Below are 16,343 nucleotides of genomic sequence, written 5' to 3' on the forward strand. Positions count from 1 at the left end.
TGGCCCTGTCTGCATTTGGCCCTCAACATTGTTGTCCAGCCAGGCACAGCGCCACGCCCCGTGATATTGTTATAGTGCAATAAGACAATTCTCTGAATCTGTTGCTGGGGGAGGCAAGTGGTGAGCGACGACGACACGCCCGTTCCTGATGCGGCGCCCGCAGGCAGCCTGCCGCATGGCCTCGTCCAGCGCGGCGAGGGCGTGTGTCTCGACCTGTCGCTGGCGCCGGCGCAGTTGCGCGCCGCCGTCGACCAGCTGTTCCAGTCGGGGCAGCTGCTGGCCGGACTCGATTACGGTTTGTTCCTGCTGACCCTGTTCCATGCCCCCACGCCCCGCGCCGCGCCCAAGGGCGACGCCTTGCTGCGCATCGCCGCCCGCGTGGCGCCATTCCCGCCCCAGCGCCGCGCGCTGTATAAACAGGTCAAGATCCGCGGCGACAGCGCCGAGTTTTACTTTGAAGCATTGCTTCCTGACGCGGATGGCCAGGTGCCGGCGCGCCGCGAATTCGACGAGCTGGTGGCCGACCTGTGGGGCAAGGGCGTACGCTACGGCATCGATAGCGCGGCCGTGCGCGCCATGCTCGGCAGCGGCAAGGCCGAGCGCATCACGGTGGCGCGGGCGCTGGCGCCGCAGCCGGGGCGCGACGCCCAGCTGGTCGAGGTATCGCAAGGCATCCACCGCGACGACGCGCCGCGCGAACGTCCCGATGGCCGGCTCGACCTGCTCAGCTTCAAGAACCGCTTTCCGCAAGTGAAAAAACATGCGCGCCTGCTGCGTTTGCTGCCATCGTTCCCCGGCTTGCCCGGCTACGACCTGGCCGGCACGGCGCTGCCGCCGCCCGCGCCGCTGGAACTGGACCTGGCGGCGGTGGCCGGCGTGGGCACGGCGGTCGAGCGCTTCAGCGATGGCGATTTCGTCGTGGCCACGCAGGATGGCTACGTGAATGTCGATGAGCACGGCAAGATTTCCATCGAAAACAAGATCGTCAGCCGCGAAGGCGTCAGCAGCCGCACCACGGGCAACCTCAAGCTGCGCGCCGCCTACGAGGAATATGGCGAAGTGCAGGAGCAGCGCCAGCTCGACGGCAGCGACATCACCATCCATGGCGATGTGTACGGCCATCTGCACTCGCATGGCGGATTAATATGGCTACAGCGCAATCTGGTGGGCGGCACGGCGTTCAACGAGCATGGCGACGTGCGCGTCGAGGGCGTCGCTTCCGGTTCCGTGCTGCAGGCGCTCAGCGGCGAAGTGCACGTGAAGCGCGCGGAAAGCTGCGTCATCGCCGGCACGCGCGTGGTGATCGACAGCGCCAGCAATTGCGAAATTATCGCCGACGAGGTCGTCATCGAACTGGCCGAAGGCTGCGCCGTGGCGGCGCGCACCATCCGCATCGGCAGCGCCGGCCCGCGCAAGCAGGTGGAGATGCTGCTGTTCCCGCTGGTGCCCGACTTGAGCGCCCTGGAGCAAAAGATGGCGGAAAGCCTGGCGAAGGCCGCGCAACACCAGCAGATGCGGCACAAGCGCCAGCAGGAAATCGACGCCATCGCGCAATTGCCCGAGGTGCGCAACTATCTGACCCTGGCAGGCCAACTGCGGCGCGGCGAATTGCAGCTGCAGCCAGCGCAACAGCTGCAATACGACAAGCTGGCCACGCGCATCGCCCCCGTCCTGAAAGAGGTGGCGCGGCTGCGCGTGGAAGTCAAACAGTCGGAAATCCTGCACGCGCAGATGCTGGCCCTGGTGGAACAATTGCGCCAGGAGCGGCAGGCGACGGCTGGCCAGTCGCGCTGCACCCTGGGCCTGGTCGATGGCGAGACGACGGTACGCGCCCTGGTCGTGCCGCCCGGACCGGCCAAGGTCTACGACCGGCCGCCGAAGGAGATCAAGGCCTTGCTGCGCAGCGCCACGCCGGCCACGCTGCCCGTGTTTGCGGACAGCACGGGCAGCCTGGACTGGACGTATGCGCCGCCGCCCTAGCGTTTAATCCGTGACCTTGCCGCGCGACTGCTTGAGGACGCTGTGCGTGCTCTTGCTGTCGAGGCGGCGCCGCTGCGAGCTGCGCGTGGGCTTGGTGGCGCGGCGCACGGCGGGCAGGAAGGTCACGCTGTCGATGATTTCCTGCAAGCGCCGCAAGGCTTCTTCCTTGTTCTGCTCCTGGCTGCGCGACTGCTGCGCCTTGAGGACCAGCACGCCATCCTTGCTGATGCGGCTGTCGCGCAGGGCCAGCAGCCGTTCCTTGTACGCTTCCGGCAGCGACGAGGCGGCGATGGGAAAGCGCAAATGGATGGCGCTGGACACCTTGTTGACGTTTTGCCCGCCCGGGCCCTGGGCGCGGATGGCGGAAAATTCAACTTCAGCGGGATTGACGAGGTGTTGCATGGCCTGCCTGTGGAGAAGCGATGTGGGTATTGTAAGGGAAGTTGGCTGCGCCGGCGCAAGGCCGGGACGGCCAGCCAATGATGCCTTCCTGGAAAGTTGATGTTTCTCAACGCCGCCTGTGGCGATGCTGGTTAGCATGGGGCCAACGTTGCGCCACTGCGCATCCTGGCAGCGCTTACCGGATGAAAGGAACACCATGCAGCCGACGACCACGCCTGGCGCCACAACCGCGCAATGCCTGACGCAGTACTTGAGCTTTCGGCTGGGCGGCCTGGAATACGGCCTCGACTACCGCTGCGTGCGGGAATTGCGTCCGCTCAAGGAGCTCGACCGCTTTTCCTCGGAAGGGGAAGTGCTGCACAGCGTGGCCGTCTCGCGCGGCGTGATCATCCCCATCGTCGACATGCGCGCCGCGTTCGGCAGCGCCCACGGCGCGCCCGACCCGGCCACCGACGTGATCATCCTGCAGCTGAGCAATGGCGTGATGGGCATGGTGGTCGACGGCGTCACCGACATCGTCAGCCTGGCGCCCGGCGACATCGCCGCCGTGCCCGGCCTGGGCGAGGCGGAGGCCGACTATCTGCTGGGCCTGGGCACGGTGGCGGGCCGCCGCCTGATTCTCGTCGACATCGACCGCCTGATGGCCATCCGCAGCCCCAGTCCCATGCAGGTAGCCTGAAAAAAGACGACCCGGAGGTCGTCTTTTGTCGCTGCTTGATTAACCGAGTTTTTCCAGCTGATCCTGCAGATCGAGCCATTCCGCTTCCAGCTGCGCCAGGTCCTTGGTGAAGAAGGTCTGGTCGGCCAGCAATTGCTTCAGCTTGGCCTTGTTGGCGGCGTCATAGATGGTCGGCTCGCCCAGCTTGGCATCGGTTTCCGCCTTTTGCGCGTTGCGCTTGGCGATCTGCTCTTCCTGACGCTTGATCTTGTTCTCGATCGGCTTGCGCAGGGCGGCCGTTTTCTGGCGTTCCTCCGCTTCCTTGCGCTTGTCGCGCACGGGCGCGGCAGGGGCGGCGGCCGGCGCGGGTACGGACGACGTTACCGGGAAATCGGTCTTGTTGGCCTTGCCGGCGGCCGGCAGCACATCGGTACCCTTGCCCAGCTTGGTCTTGAAGAGCCAGTCCTTGTAGTCGTCCAGGTCGCCGTCGAACGGCTGCAGCTTGCCGTCGGCGACGATGATGAATTCGTCGGTGGTGGCGCGCAGCAAATGGCGATCATGGGACACGACGACCAGGGTGCCTTCGAACTGCGCCAGCGCTTCCGTCAGCGCTTCGCGCGTTTCCAGATCCAGATGGTTGGTCGGTTCATCGAGCAGCAGCAGGTTCGGACGCTGCCAGACGATCAGGGCCAGCGCCAGGCGGGCTTTTTCGCCGCCCGAGAACGGGGCGATGGAAGCGGTGACCATGTTGCCGGGGAAGTTGAAGCCGCCCAGGAAGTTGCGCAATTCCTGCTCGCGCACGGTCGGCGCGATTTTGGCCAGATGCCACAGCGGCGATTCGTCGTGGCGCAGCATTTCCACCTGGTGCTGGGCGAAGTAGCCGATGTTCAGGCCCTTGCCCATGGTGGCGTCGCCCGTCAGCGGCATCAGTTCGCCGGCGATGGTCTTGATCAGGGTCGATTTGCCGGCGCCGTTCTGGCCCAGCAAGCCGATACGCTGGCCGATCTGCAGCGAAAACTTGATGCCGTTGACGATGGTTTTATGCGTGATTTCGCCCGTCGCCTCGTTTTCGATCTTGTAGCCCGCATCGACGTCTTCCATCACCAGCAGCGGGTTCGGGGCCGACAGCGGCTCGCGGAATTCGAACGAGAATTCGGCGGCGGCGCGCAACGGCGCCAGTTCTTCCATCTTCGCCAGCGCCTTCATGCGGCTTTGCGCCTGGCGGGCTTTCGAGGCTTGCGCCTTGAAGCGGTTTACGAAGGATTCCAGATGGGCACGCTTGCGCTGCTGCTTTTCCAGCGCGCCGGCGGCCAGGATCATCTGCGCCGCGCGCTGACGCTCGAAGCTCGAGTAGTTGCCCGAATAGCGTTTCAGCTTGCGCTCGTCGATATGCACGACCACGTTGACCACTTCGTCGAGGAAGTCGCGGTCATGGGAGATGATCAGCAAGGTGCCGGCGTAGCGCTTGAGCCAGTCTTCCAGCCAGATGATGGCGTCCAGGTCCAAGTGGTTGGTCGGTTCATCGAGCAGCAGCAGGTCGGACGGGCACATCAGCGCTTGCGCCAGGTTCAAGCGCATGCGCCAGCCGCCGGAAAAACTCGCCACCGGCTGCTGCATCTGGTCCAGGGTAAAGCCCAGGCCCAGCAGCAATTGCTCGCCGCGCGACTGCACGGTGTAGGCGTCGGCATCGGCCAGCGCGCTGTAGATCTCGCCGATGGCGATGCCGTTTTCCGATGTGGCCGGCTCCGATTCCAGGCGCGCCAGTTCCGCTTCCAGCTTGCGCAAGGTGACGTCGCCGTCGATGGCGTAGTCGAGTGCGGCACGGTCCAGCGGCGGCGTTTCCTGCGCCACGTAAGCCACGCGCCATTTGGCCGGGAAATCGATCTCGCCCTGGTCAGGGTGCAGTTCGCCGCGCATCATGGCGAACAGGCTCGATTTGCCCGCGCCATTGGCGCCGATCAGGCCGATCTTGTCGCCCGGATTGAGGGTGACGTCGACTTGTTCGAGCAACGGTTTGATGCCGCGCATCAGGCTTACTTGTAGGAAACGTATCATTTTTTCTTTGTGAAGGCTGGGCTTTACCCCTCGCCGTAAAATTCAGGCATGTCGGAATACGCTACGCTAATCCGACCTACCAAGTCGATCAAACCAGCTTGAGCTGCTCGGCCGTCAGCAGGAATACCATGTCGTCGCCGGCGCTCGTCGTCAGCCAGGTCAGGCCCAGCTCGCCGAAGGCCGCTTCCGCGTAGGCGCGTTCGTTGCCGATTTCAATCATCAGGATGCCGTCGTCCGTCAGGCGCTCGGCTGCGCCGGCGATGATCTTGCGCACCAGGTCCATGCCGTCGCTGCCGCCGTCGAGGGCGATCTGCGGTTCGGCCAGGTATTCCTGGGGCAGGGCGCCCATCGACGCGGAATTCACGTACGGCGGGTTGCTGATGATCAAATCGTATTTCTTGGCCGGCACGTTCGTGTACAGGTCCGATTCGATCAGGTGCACGCGGTCTTGCAATTTGTACGTGTCGACGTTGCGCTTGGCCACGGCCAGGGCATCGGCGGAAATGTCCACGGCGTCGACGCTGGCGTTCGGGAAGGCATCGGCCATCATGATCGACAGGCAGCCCGAACCGGTGCACAGTTCCAGGATGTTTTCCACGGCTTCCGGTTCCGCCACCCATGGCGAGAAGTACTCAGGGATCAGCTCGGCGATGAAGGAGCGGGGCACGATCACGCGCTCGTCGACGTAGAAGTTATACGTGCCCAGCCAGCCTTCCTTGGTGATGTAGGCGGCCGGCACGCGGTCGATGCTGCGGCGGTCGATGACCGTCATCACGCTGGCCACTTCCGACGGCAGCAGCTTGGCGTCGAGGAAGGGTTCGAGCTTGTCGAGCGGCAACTTCAAGGTGTGCAGGATCAGATAGGCCGCTTCGTCGAACGCTTCGGCGCTGCCGTGGCCGAAAAACAGCTTGGCGGTGTTGAAACGGGTGACGGCGTAGCGCAGCAGGTCGCGTGGCGTGGAAAACGGGTTCGGGGTCATGGCATTCTCGAAAAGACGGTGTTCTGGCCCGCCGTGACGGGCCTCGGTATTCTGGTTCAGACGGGCAGCAAATGCTCCAGCGTGCGCCGGTAAATATTCTTCAGGGGATCGATGTGGCGCAGTTCGATGTGCTCGTCGATCTTGTGAATACTGGCATTGGGCGGCCCGAATTCTATCACTTGGGGGCAGATTTGCGCGATAAACCGGCCATCCGAGGTGCCGCCCGTGGTCGACAGCTCCGTCGTGAGGCCCGTTTCTTCCAGGATGGCGGACGACAGCGCATCGGACAGGGTGCCGCGCGGCGTGAGGAAGGGCAGGCCGCTTAGGGTCCATTGTAAATCGTATTGCAAGTCATGCTTGTCGAGGATGGCGTGCACCCTTTCCTGCAGGCTTTCCGCCGTGCTGGCCGTGGAAAAGCGGAAGTTAAAATCGATCACCATGTCGCCCGGAATCACGTTATTGGCGCCCGTGCCCGCGTTGATGTTGGACATTTGCCACGACGTGGGCAGGTAATACTCGTTGCCCGCGTCCCATTTTTCCTCGACCAGGTCGGCCAGCGCCTGCGCCGCTTCGTGGATCGGGTTTTTCGCCAGGTGCGGGTAGGCGATATGGCCTTGCACGCCCTTGATCGTCAAGCGGCCCGACAGCGAACCGCGGCGGCCGTTCTTGATCATGTCGCCCAGCTGCGCGCTCGAGGTCGGCTCGCCCACCAGGCAATAGTCGATCTGTTCGCCGCGCTCTTTTAACTTATTGCAGACGATGACGGTGCCGTCCGTGGCCGGGCCTTCCTCGTCGCTGGTGATCAGGAAAGCGATGGAACCCGTGTGCCCTGGCGTGGCGGCGATGAATTCCTCGCAAGCCACCACCATGGCGGCGATCGAGGTCTTCATGTCGGCCGCGCCACGGCCGTACAGCTTGCCGTCGCGGTGCGTGGGAATGAAGGGCAGCGAGCGCCATTGCTCGACGGGGCCGGTGGGCACCACGTCCGTATGGCCGGCAAAGACGAATACGGGCGAGGTGGTGCCGCGGCGTGCCCACAGATTGGTGACGTCGTTCGACTGGATCGTCTCGCAGACAAAGCCCAGCGGCGTGAGGAGGTCGATCAGGTGCTGCTGGCAGCCTTTGTCGTCGGGCGTGACCGAGGATAGGGCGATCAGTTTTTCGGTCAGGGCGAGGGTTTTGGAGGTGGTCATGGTGTGGAGCGGGGTCGTACCCTTGGGACTCGGCGTCCCCGTACGACCCCAGCTTTGCAGGTGTCGGGTTTAAACTGAAAAAATGTTCTTGTACTGGGCATCGGAAAACGCCACGCTGAACTGGCCATCCTTGTCCAGCACGGGGCGCTTGATGATGGATGGGTTTTCCAGCATCAGTTCCAGGGCGCTGGCGGCGTCGACGGTGGCGGCTTTGCGCTCGTCGGACAGGGCGCGCCAGGTCGTGCCTTTCTTGTTGACCAGCACATCCCACGGCAATTGCTCGAGCCACGCTTCCACTGTGGCGCGTTCCAGGCCCTGCTTCTTGAAGTCGTGGAAGGTGAAATCGAGTTGCTGCGCGGCCAGCCAGGTGCGGGCCTTTTTGACGGTATCGCAGTTGGGGATACCGTAGAGTGTAATGGTCGTCATGGGTAGGGCTAAGGGGAATGAATGCGGTTCGCTTGATCGCGGCGCTTGCGCCAGGCCAAAATGCGATGGTAGCCGCCATTATACAGTCGATGCGCAGTCGATGCGGCAGTGCAACACGGTTGCATGTTGCGGGCAGGTTCAGGGCCAGGCGCTGCGAATGCCCAGTTGCGTGGCCACCTGGCCGAAGTCGCGGTGCGTGGATAGCGGCGTGGCGGATGCCATCGCCAGCTTGGGCGCGGCGCGGTGGAACAGCACCCCTGCCGTTTCATCATTCTTGTGGCGCGACATGTAGAGCATGCCATCGACCTCGTCCGGATGCGCATGGATGGCGGCCGACCAGGCTTTGGTGGTTTGACACGACGATGTGCCGCTGAGCCCCGCGTGGCCGCCCAGCTTCCGGAGGGCGGCACCCGTCAGGTCGGCCAGGATGAGTGTTTCTCCCGTGAACCGTATGACAAAGCGCGCCTGTATCACGGCCAGGCCGATGATGAAGTGGTTGCGGATGGGCTTGCGGTCGTGCAGCAGTGTTTCGGCCAGCGCCACGGCCAGCGATGCGCCCAGGTAGCAGGTGCCGAAGCGGGCCGCCGCTTGCGGGTGGGGATCGTCGAAGCGGTAGGTATTCGCCCTGCCGAAGTACGGTTCACCCGTGGCATGGCCGGAAACCCGGTACAAGGTGGCGGGATCGCAGCGCACCGTTTGCAGCGCTGCGGGCAGTTGCGGCAAGCGGGGCAGGCGCAAGGTTGCCACGGTGTCGCCGCTATTCGTCGGCGTAGGCGCGGGCGGCCGCCATCACGGCGTCGAGTTTTCCTTTTGCCAGGGCTTGCAGCGGCGACTTTCCGCCCAGCGACAGGCGCGGGGCGGTAAAAAGTCCCATTTGGCGGCGCCGGGCAAGTCGCCGAGAATTTTGCTGACTTTTTCCAGGGTGTGGCGGTCGTGGCGGGGATCGGCGAAAAATGCGGGTAAACATATTCGCCGGAGGCGCCGCGCAAGGCGAACAGGCGCCTGGCTTTCATTGCCGCACTGATTGCCTGCGGCGTGACTGCCAGCCGGGCGCGCAATTCGGGGCCGGATAGCAAGCTGTGCGAGGCCACGTCTTTTTCACGCTGCTGCCGTTCCTGTTCTTCCAGGCCGCGCATGAATTGCCGGGTGCTGACGTGGCCTGCCTGAATGTCGAGGACGGAAGCCAGGTTCAGTTCGCGCTCGGCCACGATATCGAGATCGCGCCGCATTTGCGCCAGCAGCGCGGGCCGGTCGTCGTGCGGCACGGCGTCCAGCAGCGATGCATAGGCTTCCTGGAAAGTGTCTTGCGCAATGTTGAAGCGCAAGCCGGTGGCGCTGGCGGCCAGCGTATCGGCCAGCTGCCTGGCCAGCGAGGGCGCGGCTGGCGCATGGGCGGCTTCGGTAGCTGCCTCACCAATTGTGCCGGTGTCGCCATTGCCGGCAGGGCGACGTGTGTTTGATGTGTTTGACATGGCCAACTCCTTGCAATGCATGTTTCAGCATAGGACACGAAGTCAAACAAAGCAAACAAAGCAAGTAAATTAATTTCAACGCGTTGATGCAGCACAAACCTTGAGTGCAGCGGACTACACGGGCCGTGGCGCCGCCTTGCCCGGTTCGGCAGGACCGAAATGCAGGCCCAGCCGCAAGGCCAGGGCGCGCAGGGCGCCGCTTTCCTGCAGGTGCAGGGCCAGCGCGATGTGGCCGTCGGGGCGCACGAGGTAGGCCGCGTCGCGGCCCAGGCCGGCCAGCTTGGCGGCCACGTTATAGGTATAGCAATGCACGGGCAGTTTCAGCACGCGCGCTTCGTCCAGCAGTTCCGGCGCCGGTTCGCCATAGATATGCAATTGCCAATCCATGCTGCGCAGGGCGATAAAATTGTCTTGCGTGCCGTCCGAGAACCAGGGTAGGCGGTCGCCGCCGCGAAGGTATTCCGCATGGCCGGTGGAGAGGGCGCTGTCTTCATAGCTGATCTCGATTTGCGACACGGTCTTGAACAGCAAGCGGCGCGCCCGCGCGAAGCCGGACAGGAAGGGCAGCGCGTGCGGCACCAGCCAGCGCCGCAGGAATTGCCCGGCCATGCCCTGCGCGACGATGGCCTGGAAGGCGCGGTCGGTGGTGGCGACGAGCTTGCGGGCAAACACGATGCGCTCGCTTTCATAGGTGTCGAGCAGGGCATCGTTGCTTTGGCCGTGCAGCTTTTGCGCCAGTTTCCACGCCAGGTTGACGGCGTCGCCCAGGCCCGTGTTCATGCCCTGGCCGCCCACGGGGCTGTGCAAGTGGGCCGCGTCGCCGAGGATGAAGCAGCGCCGGGCGCGGAATTGCGCCGCCACCCGGTGATGGACTTTATAGGTGGAAAACCAGTTCACGTGTTCGACGTGGATGCCCAGCAGGGTTTCCACGTCGCTACGCACGTCGTCGAAGACGGGTGCCGGCGCGCCGTCGGGGCGGTCGGGCAGGATGCCGATCAGGCGCTGCATGCCGCTGGTGCGCACGGGCAACATCAGCGCAAAGAGTTCGCGCCCAGGTGGGCGTGCAAATCCGTGTTGTTGCCGGCCACTTGCGCATCGGCCACGTAGTACAGGTGGTCGTAGGTGCCGCCCGAGAACGCGAAGCCGGCGATCTCGCGTACCTTGCTGCGGGCGCCGTCGCAGCCGCAGATATAGTCAAACGTGCAATATTGGCGTTCGCCATTGTGGAGCAGGATGGCTTGCACTTCGCTATCGTCCTGCGTCCATAGGTCCAGCGTGACGTTCCATTCCACGTGCACGCCGGCCGCCGCCAGCTTGCTGATCAGAAAGCGTTCATGCTCGTCCTGGGGCAGGCTCAGCACGAAAGGATAGGGGCTCAGCCCTTCGCCGATCTCGCCCAGCGCCAGTTTTACCAGCTCCTCGCCGCCTTCGTGGATGTGCATGGCATTGATCTTGATGCCCAGGTGCACCAGTTCGTCGGCAAAGCCCAGTTGCTGGTAAAACTCCAGGGTGCGCGCATGCACGGCCATGGCCCGCGACGCCTGCCCGGGGCCGCTGTTTTTATCGATGATGCGGCAATCGACACCATGGCGCGCGAGGCGCAAGGCAAGCATGAGGCCGGTAGGACCGGCGCCGACGATCAATACGGGAGGAGTATTCATGCCATCCAGTATAGGACAGGATGGAACAGGACAGCGGGACGATTGAAGTTGCTAGTCGGAAATAAAAATGTCCCGCCGGAGCGGGACATTCAGGGTGCTGCGTGCGCCTTGCGGCGCATTAATTAAATACCGCGCAGCAACTCGTTGATGCCCGTTTTCGCGCGGGTTTTTGCATCCACGCGCTTGACGATCACGGCGCAGTACAGCGAGTACTTGCCGTCTTCCGAAGGCAGGTTGCCCGAGACCACGACGGAGCCGGCTGGCACGCGGCCGTAGGTTACTTCGCCCGTGGCGCGGTCGTAGATCTTGGTCGACTGACCGATGTACACGCCCATCGAGATGACGGAATTTTCCTCGACGATGACGCCTTCGACGATTTCCGAACGGGCGCCGATGAAGCAATTGTCTTCGATGATGGTCGGGTTCGCTTGCATCGGTTCCAGCACGCCGCCGATGCCGACGCCGCCGGACAGGTGGACGTTCTTGCCGATCTGCGCGCAGGAACCGACGGTGGCCCAGGTGTCGACCATGGCGCCTTCATCGACGTAGGCGCCGATGTTGACGTAGGACGGCATCAGCACGACGTTCTTGGCGATGAAGCTGCCACGGCGGGCGACGGCAGGCGGCACCACGCGGAAACCGCCCTTGGCGAAGTCTTCGGCCGTGTAGTTGGCGAACTTGGTCGGCACCTTGTCGTAGAACTGCATCGTGCCGTCCGATGGCAGGACCACGTTGTCTTCCAGGCGGAACGACAGCAGCACGGCTTTCTTGACCCACTGGTTGACGACCCAGTCGCCCGAGGTTTTTTCCGCCACGCGGATGCTGCCGTTGTCCAGGCCATTGATGACGTGGGAGACGGCGTCGCGCAGTTCGGCCGTGCCGTTGCGCGGATTGATCTCGGCGCGGTTTTCCCAGGCCTGGTCGATGATGGTTTGCAGTTGTTGGCTCATGATGATGTCTTGTTCATTTAGTTGGTTGATGCGGATGCGGAAAGCTGCTGGCAGAATTTTACTATGCGCAAGGCCGCTTCCAGCCCTTCGGCCGTTTCGGCCACCAGGGCCATGCGGATGCGGTTGCGGCCCGGATTGATGCCGTGCGCGTCGCGCGCCAGGTAGCTGCCAGGCAATACCGTGACATTATATTCGGCGTACAGGCGTTGCGCGAATTCGGTGTCGGACAGTCCCGTGCGGCTGACGTCGGCCCACAGGTAGAAACCGGCGTCCGGCAATTGCACGTCCATCACCGATTGCAGCAGCGGCGTGATGGCGTCGAACTTGGCGCGGTACTTGGCGCGATTTTCCTCGACATGGGTTTCGTCGTTCCAGGCCGCGACGGAGGCCGCCTGCACGGCGGGGCTCATGGCGCCGCCGTGGTAGGTTCGGTAGAGCAGGAATTTTTTCAGTACTTCCGCGTCGCCGGCGACGAAGCCCGAGCGCATGCCCGGCACGTTCGAGCGCTTCGACAGGCTGGAAAACACCACCAGGCGCGCATACGGGCGCTCGATCGTGGACAGGCCCAGCATGTGCGCCGCCTGCAGCGCGCCCAGCGGAGGCGTGTCGCCGTGGTAGATCTCGGAATAGCACTCGTCGGCGGCGATGACGAAGTCGTAGCGCTCGGACAGGGCGAACAGGTGTTCCCAGTCCGTCAGGGTGAGCACGGCGCCCGTCGGGTTGCCCGGTGAACACAGGAACAGCAGCTTGACCTTTTCCCACACGCTGGCCGGTACGCTGTCGTAATCGCAGCCGAAATTGCGCGTGGGGTCGGAATTGACGAAATACGGTTCGGCGCCGGCCAGGTAGGCCGCGCCTTCATAGATCTGGTAAAACGGATTCGGGCTGATCACGAGCGAACCGGCCGACGGATCGATCACCGTTTGCGCCAGCGCAAACAGCGCTTCGCGCGAACCGTTCACGGGCAGGATTTGCGTGGCAGGATTGAGCTTGGGGATGCCGTAGCGGCGCTCCAGCCAGCTGGCAATCGCGCTGCGCAAGGCTTCCGAACCGATGGTGGTCGGATAGCTGGCCAGGCCGTGGATATTGTCGACCAGCGCCTGCTCGATGAAGGCCGGCGTCGGGTGCTTGGGTTCGCCCATGCCCAGGCTGATGGGCGCATACTCGGGATTGACCGTCACGCCGGCAAACAGTTGACGCAGCTTTTCGAATGGATATGGTTGCAGTTTAGCAAGAAGTGGATTCACGGAACGGACCAGGGCAAGAGTGGAAAGACGATGTTGCTGAGCGATGTAGCTTAGTAGTGTTGCTTAGTCATGGCTGAACGATTGCTTGGCGCGGCAGACTTGATGCCGGTCAAATAATAGGCTGCGTCTTTTATTATAGCCGTCCTCGCGGGGCCGCTGTGCAAGCCGCGTCAGCTTGACCGCTGCCCGTCTGCTCCGGGCAGGCCGCAGCGGGGAGTGCCGCGCCATGGCGCGGCAAGGTAAAATACGGCATGCCTATCTTACTTCCCACCTTGCTTGCCATTGAAACTTCGTCCGAACTCGCCTCCTGCGCCTTGCTGCGCGGCGATGTCGTCCTGTCCCGTGCCTCGTCGGGCGTGCGCACCCATTCCCAGTCGATCTTGCCCATGGTGCAGGAATTGCTGGCGGAAGCGGGCGTGACCCTGGCCGACGTGGATGCCATCGCCTATGGCTCCGGCCCCGGCTCGTTTACGGGCGTGCGCACGGCCTGCGGCATCGCGCAGGGCCTGGCCTACGGCGCCAAGCTGCCCGTCGTGCCCGTCGTCACGCTCGACGCCATGGCCCTCGCATGCCACCAGCAGCATGGCGCACAGCACATCGTGACCGTGCTCGACGCCCGCATGGGCGAAGTGTACTGGGCGCAATATGATTACCAGGATGGCTTGCGGATCGTTTCGCCACCGGCCCTGAGCGCGCCGAGCGGCGTGGCGCCGCAAGGCGACGTGGCCGGCTGCGGCAACGGCTTTGGCGCCTATGCCGAGGCGCTGGCTGCGTTGCCGTGCACCGCCACGGCCGATGCCGTCATCATGCCGCACGCCGTGCAGGTGGCGCAGCTGGCGCGCATCGCCTTTGCGGCCGGCCGGTGCGTGACGGCGGCCGAGGCGCAGCCTTTGTATTTGCGCAACAAGATCGCGTATACCAGTGCCGAGCGCCTCGACATGCAACAGGCCAAAGCCGCCGCGGAGTCCGCGCAATGAGCGTGGAGGGCCAGGACAATGCTGCCGGCTGGGACTTGCTGCGCCTCGACTATCAGCCGATGGTCGAAGCGGACTTGATTGAGGTGCTGGCGCTGGAGCAGCGCGTGTATCCGCATCCCTGGACGCACGGCAACTTCGTCGATTCCCTCAACAGCGGCTACCCGGCCTGGGTGCTGCGCGACGTGGATGGCACCTTGCTCGGCTACTTCTTGCTGATGCTGGTCGTCGACGAAGCGCATTTGCTGAACGTGGCCGTCGAGGGCGCCATCCAGGGGCAGGGGCTGGGCCGCTTCCTGCTGAACCAGTCCTGCGCCTGCGCGCGCCAGCTGGGCATGGAATCGATGCTGCTGGAAGTGCGCCCGTCGAATACGCGCGCGCTCGATATTTACCAGCGCTATGGATTTGAACAGATAGGCCGCCGCAAGGGATATTATCCGGCGGCCAATTCGCAACGTGAGGACGCCATCGTCATGCGTTATACCTTATGAGCCGCAGCGCCGTTTTCCTCGATGAAATGGGCGTGGGGCCGTTGTGGCGCCTGCGCCAGGGTGTTGCCCCCGAGGCTATTGAAGCTCTTGAAGCTCCCGTGGAGATGGAAACCGCTTTGGCGCCAACCGTGGCCGAAGCCGCTGAAGCCGTGATCGAGGTGGTTGCCGAGGTGGCCGCTGCGGTCGTCGTCGAAGTTGCCGCCGAGGTGCGGGCCGAAGCGCCCGTCGCCGTTGCCGCTACGCCAGTGCCTGCCGCCGCGCCCGACGATACGGCCTGGTTCGACGATGCGCCTCCGCCGCCGCCCGCCAGACAGCTCAGCGATACGGACATCGCCGCCCTCGACTGGGATGGCTTGGCGGCCGCCGTGTCCAAATGCGCGCGCTGCGACTTGTGCAAGACGCGCAAGGGCGTCGTCATGGGCCGTGGCGACCGCCAGGGTGCTTGGCTGATGCTGGCCAGCAGCCCGTCCCGGCTGGAAGAGCGCGAAGGGCGCGCCTTGCCGGGCGAGCAGGGCAAGTTGCTCGACAATATGTTGAAAGCCATCGCCGTTGACGCGGCCAGCGACGTGTACATCACGCACTTGCTGAAATGCCGTCCGCTCGACGCGGCGGGCCAGGAACGCTTGCCCACTGAGGCCGAGTCCGCCGCCTGCCGCCCGTATTTTGACCGCGAACTGGCTCTGCTGCAGCCGCGCACTATTTTGACGCTCGGCTCGATGGCCGCCGCCGGCATCCATCCCGGCGAAAAGCCCGTGCGCGGCAAGGTGCGCCAGCTGGGCAATGCCTCGCTGATCGCCACCTTCCATCCGGAAATGCTGTTGCAGGACGAGACGGGCAAGGCCAAGGCGCGCGCCTGGGCCGACCTGTGCCTGGCGAAAAGCACGCACGGTGGTTGATACGGCCGTCGCTACTTTCCAGGCCCGCTTCGAACGCCGTTGGGGCCATCTGACGCACCCCCGCGTGCGGGCGCTGGCCTGGCTGCTCGACTCGCCCGACTTGCTGGACCCGTCCAGCCCCCACTGGGGTGGGCGCATCGCCAGCTTGCCTCCCGTTACGCCTGCCGTGGCCGCCTGGCTGGGGGTGCTGCAGGATGACCCATCGCCGCTCGATGCGGCGCTGGGGTCGAAATTCTATTCCCGCCTGGGCCTGTATGCTGAAAAGCTGCTGGCCTTTTATTTTGAGCAACACGGCGTGCTGGCTGCGCATGGCCTGCAGGTGCAGGTCAACCGCAACGACACGGTCGGCGAATTCGATTTCCTGCTGCATGACGACAGTGAATTGCTGCACTGGGAATTCGCCACCAAGTTCTACCTGCTCGAAGGCACGCCCGATCCCGGCGTCTTCAACCACTTGATCGGCCCGAATCTGGCCGACACCCTGGGCTTGAAGATGCGCAAGATTCTCGACAAGCAACTGGCCCTGTCCCGCCATCCGGCCGCGCAAAGCCTGCTGGCGCAGCCCGTGCGCGCGGCGCAGGCGCTCGTCAAGGGCTGGCTGTTTTACGCCCTCGGCACGGCGCCCGGCATGGACGGCATTTCCCCTGCACACGGTCACGGCTTCTGGTGCACGCCGGCACAATTGCCGGAACAGCGTTATATCGTGCTGCCGCGCCTGCAATGGCTGGCGCCGTTCAAGGGGTGCGGGGTGGCAGTGCTGGATGTGGAAGCCTTGCGCGCGCAGTTGTTTGATCTGGCGCAACCGGTGATGGTGGCCACGGTGGATACTATCGAAGGCTGGGAAGTGGAGCGCACGCGCGGTTTTGTCGTGCCGCATGACTGGACGGAGCAGGCTGCCGCGCGGCGGATAGCAGGTGCGCTACCTGCGTAACCATGAACCACAGCCGTAACGCCGGAGT

General features: G+C 64.1%; 17 protein-coding genes. 7 read left to right on the forward strand and 10 right to left on the reverse strand.

Annotated elements, in window-relative coordinates:
• The first annotated feature begins 120 nt into the window (after nucleotides 1–120).
• On the forward strand, nucleotides 121–1,980 hold the full coding sequence (locus tag ACRHIG_RS12700; protein ID WP_489630363.1) for a flagellar assembly protein A: 1,860 nt from the start codon (nucleotides 121–123) through the stop codon (nucleotides 1,978–1,980).
• Between the two features lie 3 nt (nucleotides 1,981–1,983).
• Here ACRHIG_RS12700 and arfB read toward each other — a convergent pair whose 3' ends face one another.
• Entirely contained in the window at nucleotides 1,984–2,382 is a 399-nt protein-coding gene (gene arfB, locus ACRHIG_RS12705) for an alternative ribosome rescue aminoacyl-tRNA hydrolase ArfB (protein WP_034749850.1), read from the reverse strand.
• Between the two features lie 196 nt (nucleotides 2,383–2,578).
• On the opposite strand from arfB, the gene ACRHIG_RS12710 reads away from it, so the two are divergent.
• Nucleotides 2,579–3,061 (forward strand): chemotaxis protein CheW, encoded by a 483-nt coding sequence (locus ACRHIG_RS12710; protein ID WP_489630364.1) that lies wholly within the window; start codon nucleotides 2,579–2,581, stop codon nucleotides 3,059–3,061.
• A 39-nt stretch (nucleotides 3,062–3,100) separates the two neighbouring features.
• On the opposite strand, the gene ACRHIG_RS12715 is transcribed toward ACRHIG_RS12710, so the two are convergent.
• From ACRHIG_RS12715 to ACRHIG_RS12735, 5 genes are all read right to left on the reverse strand, one after another.
• A complete protein-coding gene (locus ACRHIG_RS12715) occupies nucleotides 3,101–5,068 on the reverse strand; it encodes an ATP-binding cassette domain-containing protein (RefSeq protein ID WP_489630365.1) in 1,968 nt (655 codons plus the stop codon).
• Nucleotides 5,069–5,183: 115 nt separating this feature from the next.
• Nucleotides 5,184–6,074 (reverse strand): 50S ribosomal protein L3 N(5)-glutamine methyltransferase, encoded by an 891-nt coding sequence (prmB, locus tag ACRHIG_RS12720; protein ID WP_475415245.1) that lies wholly within the window; start codon nucleotides 6,072–6,074, stop codon nucleotides 5,184–5,186.
• Nucleotides 6,075–6,130: 56 nt separating this feature from the next.
• Nucleotides 6,131–7,267, reverse strand: coding sequence for a succinyl-diaminopimelate desuccinylase (gene dapE, locus ACRHIG_RS12725; RefSeq protein ID WP_489630366.1), 1,137 nt, complete (start codon nucleotides 7,265–7,267; stop codon nucleotides 6,131–6,133).
• 69 nt (nucleotides 7,268–7,336) lie between these two features.
• The gene (locus ACRHIG_RS12730; RefSeq protein ID WP_489630367.1) at nucleotides 7,337–7,693 is read right to left on the reverse strand and encodes an ArsC family reductase; all 357 of its coding nucleotides are present in this window, start codon (nucleotides 7,691–7,693) and stop codon (nucleotides 7,337–7,339) included.
• A 138-nt stretch (nucleotides 7,694–7,831) separates the two neighbouring features.
• Nucleotides 7,832–8,440, reverse strand: coding sequence for an RES family NAD+ phosphorylase (locus ACRHIG_RS12735; RefSeq protein ID WP_489630368.1), 609 nt, complete (start codon nucleotides 8,438–8,440; stop codon nucleotides 7,832–7,834).
• Nucleotides 8,441–8,772: 332 nt separating this feature from the next.
• Between ACRHIG_RS12735 and ACRHIG_RS12740 the strand changes: the two genes are divergently transcribed.
• Entirely contained in the window at nucleotides 8,773–9,153 is a 381-nt protein-coding gene (locus ACRHIG_RS12740) for a hypothetical protein (RefSeq protein WP_489630369.1), read from the forward strand.
• Between the two features lie 126 nt (nucleotides 9,154–9,279).
• Here the strand turns inward: ACRHIG_RS12740 and ACRHIG_RS12745 are convergent, their stop codons facing one another.
• The 4 genes from ACRHIG_RS12745 to dapC all read right to left on the reverse strand — a co-directional run bounded on the left by ACRHIG_RS12745 (nucleotide 9,280) and on the right by dapC (nucleotide 13,023).
• Nucleotides 9,280–10,197, reverse strand: a complete 918-nt coding sequence (locus ACRHIG_RS12745) for an FAD-dependent monooxygenase (RefSeq protein WP_489630370.1) — start codon at nucleotides 10,195–10,197, stop codon at nucleotides 9,280–9,282.
• Nucleotides 10,197–10,826, reverse strand: coding sequence for an FAD-dependent oxidoreductase (locus tag ACRHIG_RS12750; protein WP_489630371.1), 630 nt, complete (start codon nucleotides 10,824–10,826; stop codon nucleotides 10,197–10,199). Before ACRHIG_RS12750 ends, ACRHIG_RS12745 begins: the two co-directional genes overlap by 1 nt.
• Before the next feature lie 122 nt (nucleotides 10,827–10,948).
• Nucleotides 10,949–11,776, reverse strand: a complete 828-nt coding sequence (dapD, locus tag ACRHIG_RS12755; protein ID WP_070223998.1) for a 2,3,4,5-tetrahydropyridine-2,6-dicarboxylate N-succinyltransferase — start codon at nucleotides 11,774–11,776, stop codon at nucleotides 10,949–10,951.
• A gap of 17 nt (nucleotides 11,777–11,793) precedes the next feature.
• Complete coding sequence (gene dapC, locus ACRHIG_RS12760; RefSeq protein ID WP_489630372.1) at nucleotides 11,794–13,023, reverse strand: succinyldiaminopimelate transaminase; 1,230 nt, start codon at nucleotides 13,021–13,023, stop codon at nucleotides 11,794–11,796.
• Nucleotides 13,024–13,274: 251 nt separating this feature from the next.
• Here dapC and tsaB point away from each other — a divergent pair, with 251 nt between their 5' ends.
• The 4 genes from tsaB to ACRHIG_RS12780 are packed head-to-tail and all read left to right on the forward strand — an operon-like array spanning nucleotide 13,275 to nucleotide 16,315.
• Nucleotides 13,275–14,000 (forward strand): tRNA (adenosine(37)-N6)-threonylcarbamoyltransferase complex dimerization subunit type 1 TsaB, encoded by a 726-nt coding sequence (tsaB, locus tag ACRHIG_RS12765; protein WP_489630373.1) that lies wholly within the window; start codon nucleotides 13,275–13,277, stop codon nucleotides 13,998–14,000.
• The gene (gene rimI, locus ACRHIG_RS12770; protein WP_489630374.1) at nucleotides 13,997–14,488 is read left to right on the forward strand and encodes a ribosomal protein S18-alanine N-acetyltransferase; all 492 of its coding nucleotides are present in this window, start codon (nucleotides 13,997–13,999) and stop codon (nucleotides 14,486–14,488) included. The genes tsaB and rimI overlap by 4 nt, the downstream gene beginning before the upstream one ends.
• Nucleotides 14,485–15,384: a uracil-DNA glycosylase gene (locus tag ACRHIG_RS12775; protein ID WP_489630375.1), complete on the forward strand. Its 900-nt coding sequence runs from the start codon at nucleotides 14,485–14,487 to the stop codon at nucleotides 15,382–15,384. Before rimI ends, ACRHIG_RS12775 begins: the two co-directional genes overlap by 4 nt.
• Complete coding sequence (locus ACRHIG_RS12780; RefSeq protein ID WP_489630376.1) at nucleotides 15,377–16,315, forward strand: DUF1853 family protein; 939 nt, start codon at nucleotides 15,377–15,379, stop codon at nucleotides 16,313–16,315. The genes ACRHIG_RS12775 and ACRHIG_RS12780 overlap by 8 nt, the downstream gene beginning before the upstream one ends.
• Nucleotides 16,316–16,343: the final 28 nt, after the last annotated feature.

This window comes from Janthinobacterium sp. C22, assembly GCF_057919405.1.

Excerpts from the sequence above, each read along its gene's own strand:
- arfB (WP_034749850.1), bottom strand. The coding sequence starts at position 2,382 with ATGCAACACCTCGTCAATCCCGCTGAAGTTGAATTTTCCGCCATCCGC.
- ACRHIG_RS12710 (WP_489630364.1), top strand. The coding sequence starts at position 2,579 with ATGCAGCCGACGACCACGCCTGGCGCCACAACCGCGCAATGCCTGACG.
- ACRHIG_RS12715 (WP_489630365.1), bottom strand. The coding sequence starts at position 5,068 with ATGCGCGGCATCAAACCGTTGCTCGAACAAGTCGACGTCACCCTCAAT.
- prmB (WP_475415245.1), bottom strand. The coding sequence starts at position 6,074 with ATGACCCCGAACCCGTTTTCCACGCCACGCGACCTGCTGCGCTACGCC.
- dapE (WP_489630366.1), bottom strand. The coding sequence starts at position 7,267 with ATGACCACCTCCAAAACCCTCGCCCTGACCGAAAAACTGATCGCCCTA.
- ACRHIG_RS12730 (WP_489630367.1), bottom strand. The coding sequence starts at position 7,693 with ATGACGACCATTACACTCTACGGTATCCCCAACTGCGATACCGTCAAA.
- ACRHIG_RS12745 (WP_489630370.1), bottom strand. The coding sequence starts at position 10,197 with ATGTTGCCCGTGCGCACCAGCGGCATGCAGCGCCTGATCGGCATCCTG.
- ACRHIG_RS12750 (WP_489630371.1), bottom strand. The coding sequence starts at position 10,826 with ATGAATACTCCTCCCGTATTGATCGTCGGCGCCGGTCCTACCGGCCTC.
- dapD (WP_070223998.1), bottom strand. The coding sequence starts at position 11,776 with ATGAGCCAACAACTGCAAACCATCATCGACCAGGCCTGGGAAAACCGC.
- tsaB (WP_489630373.1), top strand. The coding sequence starts at position 13,275 with ATGCCTATCTTACTTCCCACCTTGCTTGCCATTGAAACTTCGTCCGAA.
- rimI (WP_489630374.1), top strand. The coding sequence starts at position 13,997 with ATGAGCGTGGAGGGCCAGGACAATGCTGCCGGCTGGGACTTGCTGCGC.
- ACRHIG_RS12775 (WP_489630375.1), top strand. The coding sequence starts at position 14,485 with ATGAGCCGCAGCGCCGTTTTCCTCGATGAAATGGGCGTGGGGCCGTTG.